This is a genomic window from Acidothermus cellulolyticus 11B, assembly GCF_000015025.1.
Lineage (GTDB): Bacteria > Actinomycetota > Actinomycetes > Acidothermales > Acidothermaceae > Acidothermus > Acidothermus cellulolyticus.
On record NC_008578.1, the window covers coordinates 2,343,944 to 2,363,185 of the forward strand.

Genomic DNA, 19,242 nt, shown 5'->3' on the forward strand with positions numbered 1-19,242 from the left:
CGCTACTTCCCGCCGTTCAACGCCGCTTCGGCCGCCTTGACGGACGGTGCGCTGCAGACATTTGTCGGCTGACCGCCGGTCGCCTCGCAGATTATCGCGGTGTAGATGTCAGCGGCGGCAAGAATCGCCTTGCCTTGCTTGGAGGACGGATCCTCAAGCGCCTTGGCAACCTGGTCCACCGTCATTCCGCTCAGCAACGTCGGTTGAAGGGCATCGCCTTTCTGCGCCCATTTGCCGGCAAAATCGATGAACGGGTAGGCCAGCCCGCCTACTGACTGGAAGAGGGAATTTTCGGCGCTGGTGAGCTGCTCCAGCGGGCGCCCCAGCCCGTCCTCTTCTTCCTTGCCGACAAAGACCAGGTACGGGCTGGAGTAGCTGGACTGGTAAAAGGAGAGGGTCGGAATGTGGGCCGGTGAGTCGCTGTTCGACGAGTACGTCGTCTTCAGATTGCTGAACTGGCCGAACCGGCTGAGCGCAATGGCCAGGGGCCACCGGGTGTTGCCGCAGTGCGGGCAGTATTCCGCGCCAACGTAGAGGACTTCCGGCTTTCCCCCGGAGGTGAGCGGTTGACCGTCGAGCTTGGCCGGCGGACCGGCGATCGTCGAGAAATCCGGCGTTGTCGAGGTGCGCTGCGCCGCAGCCTGAAGCGCGTTGAGGACGGACGGGGCAGCGGGTGTCACGGGATTCGCCTTCGCGCCGTGTGACGACTTGGTCACCACGCCGACGATGATGACCGCTGCCACGACGGCAAGCACGGCGAGCACGGAGCCGCCGACGACCATGATGTTCCGGCGCCGCTCCTTCCGGGCCTGGGCGGCGCGCTGCGCGGCGATCCGTTCGGTGGCCGCACGCTTGGCGGCGTACTTGGCGGAGACCCGCTCCGACGAGTGAACGCTTCGATCGTCGCCGCTCACGTGCGTCCTCCTCCGCCGATCGGCACGAACCCTGCCGCGCCACTGAGCATACGACGCCGCCACAGTAGCGGTTCGATCTGAGAGCGTGCATAACGAGGGCCCCTGGTCATCCCAGGGGCCCAAGGACCGAAACGGGAGCGCGGCTACTGCCCGGAGCGCTGGAGTGGAACTCCCCCGAGGAGCGCCCGGACCTCGGTCTCCCGGTAGCGGCGGTGGCCGCCGAGGGTGCGGATGGAGGTCAGCTTGCCCGCCTTCGCCCAGCGGGTGACGGTCTTCGGATCGACCCGGAACATCGTCGCGACCTCCGCCGGCGTGAGCAGCGACTCCGCCTCAGGTGTGCGTGCGTGTACCACGGAACTTCCTCCAATCAGAGCCGACGCGCTGCCGACTCCTCCTCCTTGAGCCGACGGAGCGTCGGCCCCCCACTACGGGATGGCGTAACCCAACCCGTAGATGAATAGTGCCTGATGACCCGGATGTCCGAAATGGTCCAGGCGGGTCATCTTGGAATCTTGATGTACTAGTACCCGATACGCCATTCAGCGGAAAGCTCTGACCGGATTGCACGAAAGAACCCATCTGGTCGAGCGTCGCACGACACGAAATTCCTTATACGGAAAGGAGTTCTGTCTCGTCAGTACCTGCGGGACGGAACACGGCGCCGCGTCGCACGATCCTGCTGAGTCGCGTGCCGATACCGAACTGCGCTGACCGCGCACACGGCAATTTGCGACATAACTGCGTCACTTGGCAATGTTTTTGACAGCGTCCCTCGGCCCGTGCGGCGCCCATACCAGCAGCGATATGACGGAATGTGACACCACAATTACCGGGTGCAAAGAATTCACGGCCGGGCGCATGCGGTTTATCCCATAACGCACGCGTGTCAACCGAAGCCGCTGACGACTCCACCGTCCGAGGACGAAGAACGCACGATCGACACGTACCAAACGAGCGTGTCGAGGCAGCGGCGCGTCACCGCGCGGAGGTGACGACGCATACCACGCGACCAGCGTGACCAACAGGCGCGCGCCCACCAGGTGATCACAATCGGCGGAAAGCGCGACGGGAAGTGATCAGCCCGGGCGGGTTCCGGACGGGCGCCGACATCGCAGGCGACCTCCACGGCGGGTTCCGGACGAGCGCCGCCATTGCGGCAAATCCCCGACCGACCAGACCCCGGGCCGACCAGACCCCGGGCCGACCAAGTGAACAGCCGGACCGTGAGCACGTCAGAACGCCGTCCACCTGCTCCAAGCAAGGCACAGTCGACCGACCGCGCACGACCATGTCAGCGCGGGGTCCCACACCTCCACTGCGCCGCAGACCGCCGTCCTTCTGCCTCAACCGACGTGAGCAGGTACCCTAAGAAGCACAACCAACGTCGTCCGACGGGGAGCAGCGAGCTCCAAAACGAGGGGGTCGAGCCGATGGGGCGCGGCCGAGCCAAGGCCAAGCAGGCGAAAGTCGCTCGCCAGCTCAAGTACTCAACGGGTCGTACGGACCTTGAGGCATTGCGTCGCGAACTGCTCGGCAACAAAGCGCGTCAGGATTCCGACGCCGCTGATGAGTACGACGGCTACGACTACGGCGACTACGACGAAGACGACGCCGAGTACGGCGACCCGCTGCTGGACGATGATTTCTCGAGTGGCGCCGATCAGCGCCGCCGTTGATCCTCACTTTGGCTCTCCAGCTGAACTGGACGCCGGTCAGGCACGTGCGCGTCTCGGCAGCGCATGCCTGGCACCAGGCAGGGCGCCTCGTCGCGGCACCATCGAGCGATAGCCGCCAAGCAGCTAGACGCCAAACAGGTCAGCGATAGACGCCGACCAAGTGGGCCGCCGCGTCGTCCGCCCGGGGCTGCACGTGACCGGCGACCCAGGCGCGGATGCCGGTCGCGTTGAGCAGCTCGACGGCACGATCGGCGTCCGGTGACGCGACGATCGCAACCATGCCGATGCCCATGTTCAATGCCCGCTCCAACTCCGCTTGCGGCACACGGCCGAGCTCGCCGACCAGGCGGAAGATCGACGGCGGCTGCCAGGTGGATCGATCGATCACGGCCGTGTACTCCTCGGGGATGACGCGAGCGACGTTCCCCGCCAGTCCACCGCCGGTGATATGGGCGAAGGCGTGAACGTCGACGGCTTCCCGAAGCCTCAGGCAGTGCGGTGCGTAGATCGTCGTCGGCGTGAGCAGCTCGTCGCCGAGGCTCCTGCCGAGCTCGGGGACGTACCGATCGAGTCGCCAGCCCGCCAACGTGAAGAAGATGTGCCGAACGAGCGAGTACCCATTGGCGTGCAGCCCGGAGGATGCCATCGCAACAACGGCGTCACCGGCGGTGACGCGATGCGGGCCAAGGAGCGCATCTTCCTCGACGACGCCGGTGGCTGCTCCGGCGAGATCATACTCATCGGGCTCGAGCAGCCCGGGATGCTCGGCGGTCTCGCCGCCGATCAGCGCGCAACCGGCGATCCGGCAACCCTCGGCAATCCCCGCGACGATGGTCGCAATCCGCTCGGGAACGATCTTTCCGCAGGCAATGTAGTCCGTCAGAAAGAGCGGTTCACCGCCGCAGACGACGATGTCGTCAACCACCATCGCGACGAGATCGAGGCCTATCGTGTCGTGCCGGTCGAGCATCCGTGCGATGGCGACCTTGGTTCCGACGCCGTCGGTCGACGTCGCGAGCACTGGGCGCCGATAGCGCGTCAGGTCGAGCCGGAACAAGCCTGCGAAACCGCCCAGCCCACCGAGCACTTCGGGACGGGACGATCGAGCCACCGCCGTCCGCATAAGTTCGACGGCCCGCTCACCAGCGTCGATGTCGACGCCGGCCGTCGCATACGAGACCGGGCCGGTCACGGTCGCTCCAAAGCCGAACCGCCGCCCACGGACGGCAGGCTGGCGAGCAGGCTCCGCGTCGAGATCGTCTCACCCCGGCTGAAGAGCTCAGCGTCCGGAACCGGAGTCGGATAATCGCCGTCAAAGCACGCCCGGCAGAGTGCATGCCGCGGCATCCCCGTCGCGGCAACCAGGCCATCAAGTGAGACGTAGCCGAGGGAATCCGCACCGAGTGAGCGGCAGATTTCGTCGACGGTAAGGCCGTTCGCGATGAGCTCACCGCGTGTAGCGAAGTCGATGCCGTAAAAGCAGGGCCACTTCACCGGCGGCGAGGAGATGCGCACGTGCACCTCAGTCGCCCCCGCTTCGCGCAGCATGCGAACCACCGCTCGCTGCGTATTCCCTCGCACGATCGAATCGTCGACGACGACAAGCCGTTTCCCCCGGATGACGTCACGGAGGGGATTGAGCTTGAGCCGGATGCCGAGTTGCCGCAGGCTCTGCGACGGCTGGATGAACGTCCGGCCCACGTATGCGTTCTTCACCAAGCCGGCGGCGTACGGAATGCCCGATTCCTCGGCGTAGCCGATCGCCGCAGGCGTTCCGGAATCCGGGGTGGGCATCACGAGGTCGGCGTCCGCCGGGGCCTCGCGGGCCAACCGACGCCCGACCTCAACCCGAACGGCATGCACGTTGCGGCCTCCGAATCGCGAATCGGGGCGCGCCAGGTAAACGAATTCAAAGACACAGAACCGCGGTGCCGGCGGCGCAAAGCGCAGGGACCGCGGACCGCGTTCATCAATCGCCAGCAATTCACCGGGCTCAATGTCCCGGACATAGGCCGCGCCGACGATATCGAGCGCCGCTGTCTCACTCGCCACCACCCAACCACGTTCGATTCTGCCGAGCGCCAACGGGCGAAAACCCCGTGGATCGCGGGCGGCGTACAGAGTGGTCTCGTCGAGAAACACAAAGCTGAAGGCCCCGTCGACTCGAGGCAATACCGCCAGGGCGGCGTTCTCCAGACTCTGTTCAAGGTGCGCCGCCAGAAGAGCGGTCACCAGATCGGTATCCGACGTCGAGGACACCGGCCGCCTGGTAAAAGGAATCTCACCGCTCCGCTCGCCCACGTCCTCGAGCATTTTCGCGAGCTCACCGGTATTCGTGAGGTTTCCGTTGTGCGCCAGAGCGATGCTCCCGACTGGTGTGGCGCGAAACGTTGGTTGCGCGTTCTCCCAGACCGATGCGCCTGCCGTCGAATACCGAGTATGACCAATGGCGACGTGTCCACGCAGGCCGGCAAGATTCGCCTCGTTGAAGACCTGAGAGACGAGGCCCATATCCTTGTAGACGAGAATCTTCTCGCCGTTGCTCACGGCGATGCCTGCGGATTCTTGACCGCGGTGCTGCAGTGCGTACAACCCAAAGTAGGTAAGGTTAGCCACCTCCTCCCCGGGAGCCCAGATACCGAAGACTCCGCACTCTTCCCGGGCGCCGGAAAAAGCCGGGGCAGGAGCTCGGCCGTCGCAGACACGCACTGTGAGGCAATCCCTTCCGTGGCGGACACCGGCCGCACGCAGGTCTCAGTTTACGGTTCGCGGGACCGCGCTGCGAGGCGCCAGGTGCGGCAGATGACCGGAAGGTGGGCGCTCAGGTCGCTGCGCGGTCCGCTGGCCGTCAGGCTTCCGCGATCAGCCGCTTCGTCCCAGGACAATCGGCCGCTGGCGACGGCCAGCCAGGTGACCGGGTCCGTCTCCACGGTGTTCGGCGGCGTTCCTCTGGTGTGCCGCGGACCCGCTCCGCACTGAATGGCGGCCACGGGCGGTACCCGCACCTCGACCGCCTTCCCCGGGCATTCCTCCGCCAACAGAAAGAGGGTGGCTCGTACCGCCATGCGGAGCGCACCGTCATCGACCGGATGGCGGTCGAGCTGGTGGACGACGGCCTCGCCGCATAACACGGCCAAGCCGGCGTCACCGCTTCGACGCGCGGTGAACCGCGGCGCCGTTCTTTCGACCACCCCAGCCAGGTCATCGCCGGCAAGGGCGGGGTCGGCACCGAGGGTCGCGAGAAGAACTTCGCGCAGATGCTCGGTCGTCGCGCCGGCAAGCGGTTCCGCGGCGATGGACCGCCACTGAGCGAGGACGGCTTCGGCAAGGTTGGCAGGCAGCAGCCGGCGGCTCATGACATCAGCGCGGCAAAGGCGGCCGGCAGGGTCGTCGCCCAGGCGGCATGCAGGTCGTCCAACGGAATCGCGAAATAATCCTCGACCACGAAGTCGGCGCCGCCGGTACGGCCGATGACAGCGGCGGGAACGCCGTGACGAGCGCAGAGAGCTTCGAATTCCGTCACGTTGCCGGGCGCAACGGCGACGACGGCCCGAGCCGTTGATTCGGCGAAAAGCGCAACGAATGGATCACCCGTCAGGGAAATCCGCACTCCGCGCCAGCCCCGCAGGCACGATTCGACAAGAGCCTGCGCCAACCCGCCGTCGGAGAGATCGTGCGCGGCGTGCACCAGCCGCCGCTGCGCCGATTCCACGAGGACGGCGGCAAGGGACCGCTCCGCCGCGAAATCGACCGCGGGCGGCCGCCCGCCGAGATGGCCGTGGATGACGTGCGCCCACTCGCTGCCGCCGAATTCGTCCCGCGTCGTGCCCAACAGGTACACCACGTCGCCGTCGTCGGAAAATCCGATGCGCAACCGAGTCGTGACGTCGTCCAATACGCCGAGGACACCCACCACGGGTGTCGGGTGAATCGAGCGTGCGCCGGTCTGGTTGTAGAAGCTGACGTTGCCGCCGGTGACGGGGACGTCGAGCGCAAGGCAGCCATCCGCCAGGCCGCGGACCGCCTCGGCGAATTGCCACATCACTTCGGGATCTTCAGGAGAGCCGAAATTCAGGCAGTTCGTGACCGCCAGCGGACGCGCACCCGCCGAGGCGACGTTACGGTACGCCTCGCAGAGCGCGAGCTGAGCTCCGACGTACGGATCGAGACGGGCGTATCGGCCATTCCCGTCGAGCGACAGCGCGACCCCTATGCGTACTGCGTCATCGTCCGTGAGACGCACCACACCGGCGTCGTCCGGCATTGCCGCGACGGTATTGCCGAGGACGTACCGGTCGTATTGCTCGGTCACCCACGTTTTGTCGGCCAGATTAGGCGAAGCCGCAAGGCGCAGCACGGTGGCGCGCAGCTGGTCCGGCGATGTCGGACGGGCGAGCCGCCCCGGGTCGTCGCTGAGCATCACGGCCCGCTCGGCTGGTTCCCGCATTGGACGCCGATAGACCGGGCCATCGTGCGCGACGCTCCGCGGTGGAACGTCGACGACGAGCTCGCCCCGCCAGTAGACGTGCAGTCGGCCGGTATCGGTGACCTCGCCGATGATTGTCGCCGGCACGTCCCACTTGTCGCAAATTTCCATGAAACGCGGAATATTTTCCGGCGTGACGACCGCGCACATCCGTTCCTGCGACTCGCTCATGAGAATTTCTTCCGGGGCGAGCGACTCGTCGCGGAGCGGGACGGCGTCCAACTCGACGCGCATTCCCCCGCTTCCGGCCGATGCCAGTTCGGCGGTCGCGCAACTCAGTCCTGCCGCACCAAGGTCCTGGATACCGACGACGAGGTGGGCGGCGAAAAGCTCCATGCAGCATTCAATGAGCACCTTTTCGGTGAACGGATCCCCGACCTGCACGCTCGGCCGCCGCTTGGCGGCATGCTCGTCGAACGTCGCACTCGCCAGCACCGACGCCCCCCCGATCCCGTCGCCGCCGGTCCGCGCTCCGAACAGAACCACCTTGTTGCCGATACCGGTTGCACTCGCCTGCTGCACCCCGTCGACCGGCAAGACCCCGACGCACAAGGCGTTGACGAGCGGATTAGCGGCATAGCACGGATCGAACGAGATTTCGCCGCCGATGTTCGGCAGACCCAGGCAATTGCCGTATCCGCCGATGCCGGCGACCACCCCGGGCGCGACCCGCTTGGTGTCGGGCGCCTCGAGTGGCCCGAAACGCAGGGAGTCCATGACCGCGACGGGCCGCGCTCCCATCGCGAGAATGTCCCGCACAATCCCGCCGACACCGGTCGCCGCACCCTGGTACGGCTCGACGTAGCTGGGATGATTGTGCGATTCCACTTTGAACGTCACCGCGCAGCCACGCCCGACCCGGACGACACCGGCATTCGCGCCGATTCCCGCGACGAGAACATCGCGCGCGCTCGGAGGCACCTTCTCCGCAAATTGCCGAAGGTGCACCTTCGACGATTTGTACGAGCAATGCTCGCTCCACATGACGGAATAGATGGCTAATTCGCAGGACGTCGGTCGCCGTCCGAGGATTTCGCGGATGCGTGCGTACTCGTCATCGGTCAGGCCAAGCTCCCGGTACGGCAGGGCCTGATCGGGCGTTCTGGTGGCGTGCGCAACAGTATCGATCATGCTGGAACCAGGGAACGGAGCAGACTGACAAAGAAGCCAAGCCCGTCGGTCGAAGGACCGGTCAGCGGATCAATCGCATGCTCCGGATGGGGCATCAACCCGACGACATTGCCTTCCGCATTGGCAATTCCTGCGATGTCGTGCATCGAGCCGTTGGGGTTGGATCCGGCGTACCGGACGACGACCCGGCCGGTCTCCTCGAGGTGACGGAGTGTCTGCTCGTCCGCCACATACCGGCCCTCGCCGTGCTTGGCGGGGATCAGAATCCGGCTCCCGGGACGGTACGCCGACGTCCACGGTGTCTCGACGCTCTCGACGCGCAGCGGCTGGTCAACACAGCGGAAATGAAGGTGCGCGTTACGGATCAGCGCCCCCGGGAGCAAGTGGGCTTCACACAGGATCTGGAAACCGTTGCAGATGCCCAACACCGGCATGCCGTCCCGCGCCGCCGCAATGACGGCTTCCATGACCGGAGAGAACCGCGCGATTGCGCCGGGGCGGAGATAGTCGCCGTAGGAGAAACCGCCGGGGAGGATGACGGCGTCGACTCCCGCGAGGGAGTTGTCCTTATGCCATAAGCTGACCGGCTCGGCGCCAGCGGCCCGGACCGCCCGGGACGCGTCCCGATCGTCCAGCGAGCCGGGGAAGGTCACCACACCGACGCGGACGCCCACCGACTCCTCACTTCCTGATCGCTGCCGGCTGCCCGCTCACTCGGACCGGCGCACGACAAAGTCTTCGATCACTGGATTGCTCAGCAGCGTGGCGGCCAGCTCTTCGATCATTGCAAGCGTGGCGTCGTCGAGGGTGCCGTCGACGTCCAGCTCAAAGTGCTTCCCTTGACGGACAGAACGGACTCCCGTGTGCCCCAATCTCTTGATCGCACCAAGAATCGCCTGACCCTGCGGATCGAGGATCTCAGGCTTGAGCATGACGTCGACAGCGACGCGCGCCACATCAACTCCTTGCGGTACGGGCGACCGGACGCGTCCAGCGTAATCGAGCAGGCGGGCACGGCTCGCGGTGCTCCCACGGCGCGCGGGGCGGCACGGGCACGGTGCTCACCCTGACGTCCACGGCTCGCGGTGCTCCCCCATGGCCCGCCGGGCGGCACGGGTGACGCCGAGGCCCCGGTCAATGCGTGCGGCACCCCGTTCCCAGCGGCTGCGCAGGTCGGATGACGTGTCTTCGCCGTGCCCGGCATGCCCCAGGCGACCCGGGCGGCTGCGCAGGTTGGGTGGTGTGCCCACGCGGCGCATGTCCTCCGCCGGCACGCCGGACGGCGGGGGGCACGCGCCACGCAAAGCACCCTTGACAGACGAATTCACCATAAGTAGTCTCAGCAGACGGTTAGTGTAATGGACGGTGTAAGCGACTGACTGACGAAGTTTCGGGGGGATCATGAAACCGCATCGGCATGTCGTCACGGACGTTGACGCTTGTCTCGGCCCCGCTGAGGGTCGATTCTTCGGCTCCGGTTATCGCCGGGTCACGCGTGAGCTCTCGGAGGTTGTGCTGCGGGCCATGTCGTTGGGAGACTCAATCGAAGCCTGTGCCCGTGTCCACTATCCCGTCGATTGGTCGTGCAAGGCCGCCGGAGAGCTTGCTCCTCACCTGAGCAGTATTGACGCGGCACTGATCGCCATCGACCTTGCCGAGTTGTATGTGTCGCACGGCGAACGTTTCGACGGCGACGCCCGCCGACGCAGCTGGATATCCGAACTTGCCCTGACTGCAGGTTCACGCCCCACTGATGTGCGCACGGCATTTCCCTGCTCGCTTCACGCAGCGGAGGGCGGCTCACGGGAGAACGGGCATTTTCGGACCCGATTTGACGGGCGAATCGGGTCGATCCGTGTCCGGCTCGAGATTGAGCACGACGTCGCGCTCCCGCCGCTTCCCCAGACCGGCCGCACCGTTGTCGACGCATCGGTCCTCGGGACGGACGGCAGCCGCTACTTCAGCACGGGTTATCGCAACCGGCGGCATACGATTTCTGAGCTCCTCGTGGACGTTGAACGCCGCGCCGCCGCGGCCAGTCTCATGGTGAGCGGCGACACGTGCCGATCCGACACCGGTCTCGGTGGCGCATATCAGCCCACCGTCTCCGTCATAGAAATCATCGTGAGCCTGGCCCAACTCGCGCAGGTCGTCCTCTACCAGGCGGACGATCTGCCCCGGCAACACAGCAATACGCTCTGGATGCGCGCGATCTGGCTCACCGCCCATACGCCCTCGCATCCCCTGAACGCGCCCATCCCGATCCGCGTCGGCACACGCCGGTGGGACCAGGTACAAATGGACTCGCGCACCTGGCGGCTGGCCGAATTCTACGGATCCCTTCCGGGCGTTGACGTCGGCGCACGACTCGCGCATGCCCTGCCTGAACGCGTGAGTCTTCCGGAATTAGACCGGGTGGCGCCGTGAACTGCCGCGCGCCGTTCCTCCTCCGAGACGACATTCTCGTCATCTTCGAGGGCTCCCGTCGTCTCATCTGGCGTCCTCAGGGCCGTCGCGACGCTGTCCCTGAATTGTGGCCCCAGAAGGCCGACATCGAGTGGATCGCCAGACGAAGGAACGGCGGGCGGCCGATCCTCGTTCTTCTCGAGGAACCTCCCGCCCGACTCACGTTCCTGCCGGAGGAGGTTGAGGCTTTCCCCAAGAAGCTCCTGCGCTACGTACGCCCCACCGACGGTGGGCTTTTTGAATTCGTCATTCCATTCCTCGACTGGCTGCCGGAAGACGTCCGCGGCCGGGCGCAGATTCTGGTGAGCCGTGCGACGGCGCTTCGCGCGACATCGCCGACGCCCTTGCTGCCGCCGTGGCTGTTCGAAACCGACGTCGACAGCCGGGAGAGCGTGCGCTTTGCCTTCCGGCTGCGCCCACATCTATGCAGTGACGCCGATGTCGCGGCCCTCGCCGCCTACGCGCGCGGCAGTCTGCCGCCGCTTGAACCGGCGCATTCGTTCAGAGAAGAGGTACACAAGGCATGACGCAGTCCGTCCCGCAACCGGTCGCCATCGCAATTTCCGGAACATACTCCACCGGAAAGACGACGACAACCGAAGCACTGTCTCTGGCGACCGGAATCCCGACAATCCAGGCCCGATCAGCGAGAGAAATTCTCTTTGACCTGACGCCGGAGAAGAACTTTCAGCACCTGGATGCACGTGAGCTTCTTGCTCTCGGCCTGCGTCGGCTCGAAGAACGCATTCACGGCGAGGCTCTTGCCGCATCAAACGGCTGCTTTCTCTCTGACGGCTCGGTGTTGAACGAGTGGGTTTACGGAAGGGTCCGTATGATTGTGGGACTCAATCCCGGTGCACCGTTGCTTGAGCGGGCGCTGCGCCGCATCGCCGGCTTCGGCGCCCGACGCTTCACGGAACGCTACCTGGACGCCTACGGTACGGTCGTGAAGGAGCGCGCAAAGCGCCTGTACACGTGCTTTGTTCACCTGCCGGTTGAGTTTCCGATGGATCCGGACGGTCACCGGCCGGTCTCCGAGAGGTACCGCACGCTCTCCGACACGTTGCTGCTCGACACCGTCAACGAGCTCGGAATACCGTGCGCGGTCGTCCGCGGCACCCTATCCGAACGGATCGCGGCAATTGTCGACCACTATCGTCTTCCCCTTGCCATGCCGATAGAGGATGCCGTTCGGCTCGCCCGAGAACGCATCGGCGCAAGCCGGGATGCACTCCACGAACGCTGGCTCGCCACCCGTGAGCAGCCGTCGATCGTCCGCCGAATGCGATACGCCTCGCGCTATTAGGCGGCCGCCCGACGCCGACAGCATGCCCGGCATCCACGTCGGCACCCAACGGAAGACCCGATGACCATGGAGGATTCATGACCGCTCCGACAACATCCCGCTGGTGGACCCTGCTCGTCGTCGGCATTGGCACCTTCATGCTGATGCTCGACATCAGCGTGGCGAGTATTGCGCTGCCGCAGATCCGCGCGTCATTGCACGCGAGCTTCGCCGAGCTGCAGTGGGTTTTTGACGCGTATGCCCTGACACTCGCCGCCTTTCTCGTGACCGCCGGCTCAATCGCCGACCGGCGGGGGCGCCGCGGTCTCTTTTTTCTCGGCCTTCTCGTGTTCACCGCCGCCTCGCTGAGCTGCGGTCTCGCCCCCAATGCGGTGGCGCTCAACGTGAGCCGCGGCTGTCAGGGCGTGGGGGCTGCAATTCTCTTTGCCGTGGGTCCGGCGCTGCTCGGCCAGGCGTTTCACGGCAAGGAGCGGGCGATGGCATTCGGTGTCTTCGGCGCCGTCACGGGCATCGCTGTCGCGTCCGGGCCGCTCATCGGCGGTGGTCTCACCTCGGGCGTGAGTTGGCGGTGGATCTTTTTGCTCAACGTCCCGCTCGGTGTGTCGGCTGCGGTCATCACCCGGCTGCGCGTACAAGAGTCCCGGGACCCACGCGCTCGGGGAGCGGATTGGGCAGGCATGCTGACCTTCACCGTCGCCCTCGCTGCCATCGTCTACGCACTCATCCGCGGCAATGAGATCGGCTGGACGAGTCCGGAGATCCTCGCAATGTATGGCATTTCGGCTGTCATGCTTGTTGCCTTCGTTGTGACGGAGCGGCGGCTCGGCGAGCGGGCGATGTTTCCGCTTTCTTTCTTTAGGAACGTCATATTTGTCGGCATCTCGCTTGTCGCTCTGATTGCCAACGGCTCGGCACTGCCCGCGATTTTCCTCGAGACGAATTACGTGGAGAACATCATGCACCTGTCGGCGTTCAGCACGGGCGTTCGCTTTCTTCCGCTGACCCTGGCGCTGTTCGTGTTCGGCGCCGTAGCGGGCGCACTGACTGGTCGGGTGCCGTTCCGTCTTCTCATGGGCGCCTCCTGTGTCGCCCTCGGCATCGGCCTGCTGCTCGCCCGGACGACGACCGCTGATTCACGGTGGACGGCGCTTGTCCCGAGCATGATTGGAATGGGCGTTGGAATGGGCATTTTCAACCCGACGCGCGCCGCACTCGCGATCGGGGTCGCCGAACCGCGGGACGCCGGCGTCGCCTCCGGTATCAATGAGACCTTCCAGCAGGTGGGCATTGCGGTCGGCATCGCCGGCATCGGCGCGCTTTTCCAACACCGCGTCGTGTCGCTGTTCGCGGATTCGCAAGCGGGACACCTGCTCGGCGGCCAGGCTGCCTCGGGGGCGGCCCGGGGCATCAGCGCCGGTTCCCTGGACTCCGTCGCCGCCGCGTTCAGTGGGCTGCGCGACATGGTCCTCCGTGACGGCCGAGCCGCCTTTGTGGCCGCATTTCACGACGCCATGCTGGCCTGCGCGACGTGCGCTCTTGCCGCAGCCGCTCTCGCCGCCCTGCTCCTGCGTACCAAGGACCTCCACGCCTCCGCGCTCTCGCTTGTGCCGCCGGAGACCGAGACGGACGCCGCGGAGCGAACGGCGGTCGCTGCCCGCTCCTAGGATCGGGACAGCACCGCGATGCAGCAACACGGCGCGTCCCGGTGCAGGCGCTCAGCCTGCACCGGGACGCGCCGCGAACGTTACGCCGGCCAGTGGTTGGCGAGCACCTTCCGGGTCAGATCGGCGTAGGTGTCTCGCTCGGCGGCGGTCAGAGGGGAGAAGATTTCGGCCTCCACCTCGTCGGCGACCCGATGTGCTGCGGCGAGATTACGCCGTCCCGCGGCCGTCAGGAGCAGATCGTGCCGGCGCCGATCGCTCCGGTTACGCGATCGCTTGACGTAGCCCAGTTGTTCGAGGTCGTCGACCAAGGCCACGACGGTGGTCGGATCGACACCGATAAGCCGTGACAATTCTTGTTGGGACAGAGGTGGTTCGCGATCAATAGCACTGAGCATGAAATATGTCCGTGTTGTCAGCTTTACCGCGGCTAGTCGCTCTTCGAAGGTGTGCAGCAGAATTTGGGTCAGCTTGTAGCTGAGAAAGCCTACTCTGCGACTAAGCGACAGCGACGCGAAGTTCGTTGGATTGCCTACTGGCCCAGTCAGACACTCAGTCATTCTTACAGTCTAGCGCGAAAAAGCATGAAGCTTGCAGTAATGCCGCGGCTTGGCGCCCGGATGCCGGATTATTGACCACCGACAGGACGGCGGCTGGTCGTCGGCAGGACGGCGGCTGACCACCGACAGGACGCCAGCCTGCCGATGCCCTGCGCCCCGCCGGTGGGGGCCGGCCGCTGCCGGGCTGCCTTCCGGGAGGTCACCGCCGATCCACCGGCGTACGCCGCATTGGAATTTTCCGTCCCCAGCCTGTGGAAGCCACGCACGCGACAAGACGCCGCGGGTCACGAGTTCTCCACAGCGACGGGATGTCCGTATCCACAGTGACGCGCGGCGCCGTCCGCACCCTTTCCCCAGGGTCATCCACTGAATCGGCGACTTCCATCGCCGAGCCTGCCTGTTTTGTCGGCGCAGTGCGATAGAACTCTCTATCGCAGCTACCGAGTGAAGGAGTCTGACCGGCGTGACCGTGATCGAACTGCCTGACCGTCCGACGGCCGGCCTCCGTACCCCGCCGCAGGACGTCGTCGCGGAACAGTCGGTGCTCGGCGGGATGCTCCTATCCAAGGACGCCATCGCCGACGTCGTCGAGATCCTGCGCAGCGCGGACTTTTATCGGCCGGCGCATCAACTGATCTTCGACGTGATCGTGGATCTCTACGGCCGCGGTGAGCCAGCCGATGCGATCACGGTGGCCGCCGAGTTGACCAAACGCGGTGAGCTGAACCGCGTGGGCGGCGCGGCGTACCTCCACACACTGATCCAAACGGTGCCGACGGCAGCCAATGCCGGCTTCTATGCCCGCATCGTGGCCGACAAGGCCGTACTACGGCGCCTGGTCGAGGCCGGCACCCGGATCGTCCAGCTCGGCTACGCGACCGACGGGTCGGACGTCGACGAGGTGGTGGATGCCGCCCAGGCTGCGATCTTTGATGTGACCACCCGCCGTGACAGCGAGGATTACGTCGTCCTCGAAGCACTCCTCCAGCCGACCCTCGACGAAATCGAGGCCAGCGGACACCGAGGCATCGGCCTTACCGGTGTCCCCACCGGCTTTGCCGACCTGGACGCCCTCACCAACGGCCTCCACCCCGGACAGCTGATCGTCGTTGCGGCGCGACCGGCCATGGGGAAGTCGACCTTGGCGCTGGACGTCGCCCGGTGCGCTGCGATTCGCCACCAGCTCACGACGGTGCTCTTCTCGCTGGAGATGAGCAAGCACGAAATCACCATGCGGCTGCTCTCCGCGGAATCCCGGGTCCCGCTGCAGGCGTTGCGCACCGGCCAGCTGCGTGACGACGACTGGATGAAACTGACCCGCCGATTGGGCGAGCTCGCGAGCGCGCCGCTGTACATTGACGATTCGCCCAACCTGTCGATGATGGAGATTCGCGCCAAGGCCCGCCGGTTGCGACAGCGGCACGACCTCCGGCTGGTGATCGTCGACTACCTGCAGCTGATGACGTCACACACCCGAGTGGAGAACCGCCAACAGGAGGTCAGCCAGATCTCCCGCTCGCTCAAGTTGCTCGCCAAGGAGCTCGGTGTGCCGGTCGTCGCACTTTCACAACTCAATCGGGGCCCCGAACAGCGCACCGACAAACGCCCGCAACTAGCCGACCTACGGGAATCCGGTGCCATCGAGCAAGACGCCGACGTCGTCATCCTGCTGCATCGCGAGGATATGTACGAAAAGGAATCACCACGCGCCGGCGAGGCGGACCTCATCGTCGCCAAACACCGCAACGGCCCGACGGCGACGTTGACGGTGGCGTTCCAAGGACATTACAGCCGGTTCGTGGACATGGCGCCCGTCACGTGAGATCGGTCCGGTCCGGCCGCAACAATTCCTCGGACGTCGCGGCCCGGCTCGTTACTCCGAAGACCCGGTCGGTGTCAACGCGTACCCCGGAGACCCGGTCGGTGTCGACGCGTAGCCGGTGAGGCAGCCGTCACGGCCGCGCCCCGGCTCGTTACGCCCGGAAACCTGACAGATCTCAGCACTCCCGCATGAATTGCGGCGTTTGTCGTATTCACTGGCAACCGAGTCGCGAAAAACACTCGCCGTGCGTGGTCGGATGCGAGACGATCCGAGCATCGAATGGCGTCCGCCCTTCGGCACGGGAGGCCGCAATGAGCCGCATGACTGACGATGATTTCCGGGCCGTCGTCGACTTCCGACTCCAGTTGCGCCGCTTCATTCGCTGGAGTGAAGCAGCAGTACGCCGAGCCGGCCTGACCCCCGCGCAGCATGAATTGCTTCTCGCCATTCGGTATCACCCGGACTCACGGGGGCCGACGATCGGGGAGATCTCCCAGGCGCTCGCCCTACGGCCGCACAGCACGGTCGGCCTGGTTGACCGTGCAGAGGCCGCGGGTCTCGTCGTCCGCCATCGCACCGATCGCGACGCGAGAGTCGTGCGGGTGACCTTGACCAGGCGCGGCGCCCAGCGTCTGACCGGACTCACAAGCCAGCACGTCGCGGAGATTCGGCGTCTGGCGCCGGCATTTGCCCGTCTGACAAAGGAGCTGGCGGCGATGCAAGAGGAACACGCAACCGATTCACCGGCACGCCGACGGCCCGCCCGACACACCGGCTAGCACGATCGACTTGCTGGGAAACCGCGGCCACTTCTCATCGGCGAGATCGATATCACCGTCGGCCGGCCGCGCAACCGGGGCAGGTGCCAACCACCTCCAGCGTATGGTCGACATCGACAAAACCAGCGCGTGCCGCAACCCGCTCGGCCCACCGTTCGACGGATATCCCTTTGACTTCGACCGTCCGGCCGCAGTACCGGCACCGCAAGTGGTGGTGATGGGCGTTCGTCTCGCATTGCCTGTAGAGGGTCTCGCCGTCCGGCGCGCGCAAGGTATCCACGAGACCGGCCTCCGCCATCGCCCGCAATTGGTTGTAGACGGTGGTGAGCCCGACCGACTCGCCACGATCAATCAGGGCCTCGTGCAGCTCCTGAGCACTCCGAAACTGGCGTGACTCAGCCATGACTTGGGCGAGCGCCCGCTTCTGCCGTGTCGAACGACTCTGCCGGCCTTCACTGGATCCGCTCATGGTCATTGCCCTTCTTACGGTAGCGAGCCACCTGGCAGCCGACGAGCCGTGGCGGCCATGGCAGCGGCTGTGGGGCGCCCACCCAGGCCGCCGGGTTGTTATTGGCAACGACTTCAGATAAGCTACTTGCAATGATTTCCAACAAGGTGACCAGTGAGACGCCGCACCTGGAGCGTAAGACCGCTCGACGCGGCCGCGCCGCGGCGTACAGTGCACGGGCCCGCCTCCGCGGCAGGATCGCGGCCGCCGTGCTGCTCGGAATGCTCGGCGCCGGCTGCAGCGTTACTGCCCCGCAGCCGGAGTCCGGCAACCTGCACGTCGTCGCCGCTGAGAGCGTCTGGGGTTCGATCGCCGCCCAACTTGGCGGGAATCACGTTGCGGTTACCGACATCATCCGCTCCCCCGCGATCGATCCGCACGATTACGATCCGACATCCAGCGACGCTCGGGCCTTCGCCACCGCGGACCTCGTCATCGTGAACGGCATCGGCTACGACCCGTGGGCCACGAAACTCCTCGCACCCGGCGCGGTCCACCGCCGGCTCGTCGTTGACGTCGGCGCCGTCACCGGAACGAGGCCCGGCGGCAATCCGCACCGGTGGTACGACCCCGCCGATGTCGTCAAAGTCGCCCACGCCATCACGGCCGCGTATCAGCAGCTCCAGCCGGCCGAGCGGTCGTATTTCGCCCAACGCTACGAATGGTTCACACACGTCGCGCTTGCGGAGTATCACAGCGTGATCGCCGAAATCCGCGCCCGCTACGCCGGCGTTCCGGTCGGGGCGTCGGAGAGCATATTCGCCCTGCTCACGCCGGCACTGGGACTGCGCCTCGTCACCCCGCCGGGTTTTCTCCGGGCCGTCAGCGAAGGCACCGATCCGACCGTCGCCGACAAGCAGACCATCCTGCGACAGTTGGCCGACCGGGAAATTCGCGTCTACCTTTTCAACGCGCAGAACACGACGCCGGACGTCGAGGAACAGGTCCGATTGGCGAAGGCGCACGGGATTCCCGTTGTCCCGATGACGGAGATGCTCGACCCTCCGTCCGCATCCTTTCAGCAATGGCAGGCGGCTCAACTACTGGCGCTCGAAAGAGCGCTGGCCGAAGGAGTGACAGCGTGAGCACTACCGCGAGACGCGGGCCCGCCGACGGCACGGCGGCCGCCATCGAGGTGACGAACGCGACCGTCGCCCTTGGCGGTCGGGTCATCTGGCGGGACCTCTCCTTCGAGGTCGAGCCTGGTCAATTCGTCGCGATCCTTGGACCGAACGGCGCGGGCAAAACGACGTTGGTGCGGACACTGCTCGGCCAGATCGAGCCGGTCGAGGGCGTCGTGCGGCTCTTCGGCCGACCGCCCCGTCAGAGTCGCGATCTCATCGGCTATTTGCCGCAACGCCGGCACTTTGACGCCACGACGAGACTCCGCGGCGTGGACATCGTCCGGCTCGGCTTGGACGGCGACCGGATAGGTGTGCCGCTCCCCTGGGGACGGAAGGCGGCCGAAGCCCGCGCCCGTGTTGCAGCCGTACTGGAGCGGGTCGGCGCGGCGCCGTACGCCGGGCGGCCGATCGGCAGCCTCTCCGGCGGGGAGCAACAGCGTCTCCTCATCGCGCAAGCACTCGTCCGCGAACCACGGATGCTGTTGCTCGACGAACCGCTGGACAGTCTCGACCTGCCCAATCAAGTAGCGGTCGCGGCGCTGCTCAAGGAGCTGAGTCACGTCGACGGCGTGACCATCGTCATGGTGGTGCACGATGTCAATCCCATTCTTTCGTACCTCGATTGCGTCGTGTATCTGGCCAATGGGACCGGATTGTGCGGTGCGCCCTCGGAGGTCATCACCTCTGCACGGCTGACCGCGCTCTTCGGCACGCCGATCGAAGTGCTCCGCGCGGGTGACGGTCGTCTTGTCATCGTCGGTGAACCGGAGGCGCCGGCCCGGCACGTTGATCGGCACGCAGGATAAGCC

General features: G+C 65.8%; 19 protein-coding genes. 9 read left to right on the forward strand and 10 right to left on the reverse strand.

What is annotated here, in order from left to right:
* Nucleotides 1-2: 2 nt before the first annotated feature.
* Together ACEL_RS11760 and bldC are read right to left on the reverse strand one after the other, a co-directional pair.
* Complete coding sequence (locus tag ACEL_RS11760) at nucleotides 3-914, reverse strand: DUF929 domain-containing protein (protein WP_011720902.1); 912 nt, start codon at nucleotides 912-914, stop codon at nucleotides 3-5.
* Nucleotides 915-1,057: 143 nt separating this feature from the next.
* The gene (gene bldC / locus ACEL_RS10720; RefSeq protein WP_011720903.1) at nucleotides 1,058-1,267 is read right to left on the reverse strand and encodes a developmental transcriptional regulator BldC; all 210 of its coding nucleotides are present in this window, start codon (nucleotides 1,265-1,267) and stop codon (nucleotides 1,058-1,060) included.
* A gap of 1,077 nt (nucleotides 1,268-2,344) precedes the next feature.
* On the opposite strand from bldC, the gene ACEL_RS10730 reads away from it, so the two are divergent.
* Entirely contained in the window at nucleotides 2,345-2,590 is a 246-nt protein-coding gene (locus tag ACEL_RS10730; RefSeq protein ID WP_011720905.1) for a DUF3073 domain-containing protein, read from the forward strand.
* 139 nt (nucleotides 2,591-2,729) lie between these two features.
* Here the strand turns inward: ACEL_RS10730 and purM are convergent, their stop codons facing one another.
* From purM to purS, 6 genes are read right to left on the reverse strand one after another with little or no spacing between them, the layout of a single operon-like run.
* On the reverse strand, nucleotides 2,730-3,782 hold the full coding sequence (gene purM, locus ACEL_RS10735) for a phosphoribosylformylglycinamidine cyclo-ligase (RefSeq protein WP_011720906.1): 1,053 nt from the start codon (nucleotides 3,780-3,782) through the stop codon (nucleotides 2,730-2,732).
* Entirely contained in the window at nucleotides 3,779-5,299 is a 1,521-nt protein-coding gene (gene purF, locus ACEL_RS10740; RefSeq protein WP_011720907.1) for an amidophosphoribosyltransferase, read from the reverse strand. The genes purM and purF overlap by 4 nt, the downstream gene beginning before the upstream one ends.
* A gap of 50 nt (nucleotides 5,300-5,349) precedes the next feature.
* Nucleotides 5,350-5,946 carry a sterol carrier family protein gene (locus ACEL_RS12715; protein ID WP_011720908.1) on the reverse strand — a complete coding sequence of 199 codons (597 nt, stop codon included), beginning with the start codon at nucleotides 5,944-5,946 and terminating at the stop codon, nucleotides 5,350-5,352.
* Nucleotides 5,943-8,207, reverse strand: a complete 2,265-nt coding sequence (gene purL, locus ACEL_RS10750) for a phosphoribosylformylglycinamidine synthase subunit PurL (protein ID WP_011720909.1) — start codon at nucleotides 8,205-8,207, stop codon at nucleotides 5,943-5,945. The genes ACEL_RS12715 and purL overlap by 4 nt, the downstream gene beginning before the upstream one ends.
* Nucleotides 8,204-8,881 carry a phosphoribosylformylglycinamidine synthase subunit PurQ gene (gene purQ, locus ACEL_RS10755; RefSeq protein ID WP_011720910.1) on the reverse strand — a complete coding sequence of 226 codons (678 nt, stop codon included), beginning with the start codon at nucleotides 8,879-8,881 and terminating at the stop codon, nucleotides 8,204-8,206. The genes purL and purQ overlap by 4 nt, the downstream gene beginning before the upstream one ends.
* A 36-nt stretch (nucleotides 8,882-8,917) precedes the next feature.
* Entirely contained in the window at nucleotides 8,918-9,163 is a 246-nt protein-coding gene (gene purS, locus ACEL_RS10760) for a phosphoribosylformylglycinamidine synthase subunit PurS (protein ID WP_011720911.1), read from the reverse strand.
* A 445-nt stretch (nucleotides 9,164-9,608) separates the two neighbouring features.
* On the opposite strand from purS, the gene ACEL_RS10765 reads away from it, so the two are divergent.
* The 4 genes from ACEL_RS10765 to ACEL_RS10780 all read left to right on the forward strand — a co-directional run bounded on the left by ACEL_RS10765 (nucleotide 9,609) and on the right by ACEL_RS10780 (nucleotide 13,643).
* Nucleotides 9,609-10,634, forward strand: coding sequence for an AvrD family protein (locus ACEL_RS10765; RefSeq protein ID WP_041835103.1), 1,026 nt, complete (start codon nucleotides 9,609-9,611; stop codon nucleotides 10,632-10,634).
* On the forward strand, nucleotides 10,631-11,200 hold the full coding sequence (locus tag ACEL_RS10770; RefSeq protein ID WP_011720914.1) for a hypothetical protein: 570 nt from the start codon (nucleotides 10,631-10,633) through the stop codon (nucleotides 11,198-11,200). The genes ACEL_RS10765 and ACEL_RS10770 overlap by 4 nt, the downstream gene beginning before the upstream one ends.
* On the forward strand, nucleotides 11,197-11,979 hold the full coding sequence (locus ACEL_RS10775; protein WP_011720915.1) for an AAA family ATPase: 783 nt from the start codon (nucleotides 11,197-11,199) through the stop codon (nucleotides 11,977-11,979). Before ACEL_RS10770 ends, ACEL_RS10775 begins: the two co-directional genes overlap by 4 nt.
* A 77-nt stretch (nucleotides 11,980-12,056) precedes the next feature.
* A complete protein-coding gene (locus ACEL_RS10780; RefSeq protein WP_011720916.1) occupies nucleotides 12,057-13,643 on the forward strand; it encodes an MFS transporter in 1,587 nt (528 codons plus the stop codon).
* An 80-nt stretch (nucleotides 13,644-13,723) separates the two neighbouring features.
* Here the strand turns inward: ACEL_RS10780 and ACEL_RS10785 are convergent, their stop codons facing one another.
* The gene (locus tag ACEL_RS10785) at nucleotides 13,724-14,200 is read right to left on the reverse strand and encodes a MarR family winged helix-turn-helix transcriptional regulator (RefSeq protein ID WP_011720917.1); all 477 of its coding nucleotides are present in this window, start codon (nucleotides 14,198-14,200) and stop codon (nucleotides 13,724-13,726) included.
* Between the two features lie 463 nt (nucleotides 14,201-14,663).
* Here ACEL_RS10785 and dnaB point away from each other — a divergent pair, with 463 nt between their 5' ends.
* Both dnaB and ACEL_RS10795 read left to right on the forward strand, forming a co-directional pair.
* Nucleotides 14,664-16,022 (forward strand): replicative DNA helicase, encoded by a 1,359-nt coding sequence (gene dnaB, locus ACEL_RS10790; RefSeq protein ID WP_011720918.1) that lies wholly within the window; start codon nucleotides 14,664-14,666, stop codon nucleotides 16,020-16,022.
* A gap of 311 nt (nucleotides 16,023-16,333) precedes the next feature.
* The gene (locus ACEL_RS10795) at nucleotides 16,334-16,801 is read left to right on the forward strand and encodes a MarR family winged helix-turn-helix transcriptional regulator (RefSeq protein WP_011720919.1); all 468 of its coding nucleotides are present in this window, start codon (nucleotides 16,334-16,336) and stop codon (nucleotides 16,799-16,801) included.
* 52 nt (nucleotides 16,802-16,853) lie between these two features.
* On the opposite strand, the gene ACEL_RS10800 is transcribed toward ACEL_RS10795, so the two are convergent.
* Nucleotides 16,854-17,270, reverse strand: coding sequence for a Fur family transcriptional regulator (locus ACEL_RS10800; RefSeq protein WP_011720920.1), 417 nt, complete (start codon nucleotides 17,268-17,270; stop codon nucleotides 16,854-16,856).
* Nucleotides 17,271-17,416: 146 nt separating this feature from the next.
* Here ACEL_RS10800 and ACEL_RS10805 point away from each other — a divergent pair, with 146 nt between their 5' ends.
* Together ACEL_RS10805 and ACEL_RS10810 are read left to right on the forward strand one after the other, a co-directional pair.
* Entirely contained in the window at nucleotides 17,417-18,394 is a 978-nt protein-coding gene (locus tag ACEL_RS10805) for a metal ABC transporter solute-binding protein, Zn/Mn family (RefSeq protein ID WP_202943369.1), read from the forward strand.
* Nucleotides 18,391-19,239: a metal ABC transporter ATP-binding protein gene (locus tag ACEL_RS10810; RefSeq protein WP_011720922.1), complete on the forward strand. Its 849-nt coding sequence runs from the start codon at nucleotides 18,391-18,393 to the stop codon at nucleotides 19,237-19,239. The genes ACEL_RS10805 and ACEL_RS10810 overlap by 4 nt, the downstream gene beginning before the upstream one ends.
* The last annotated feature ends 3 nt before the right edge of the window (nucleotides 19,240-19,242 follow it).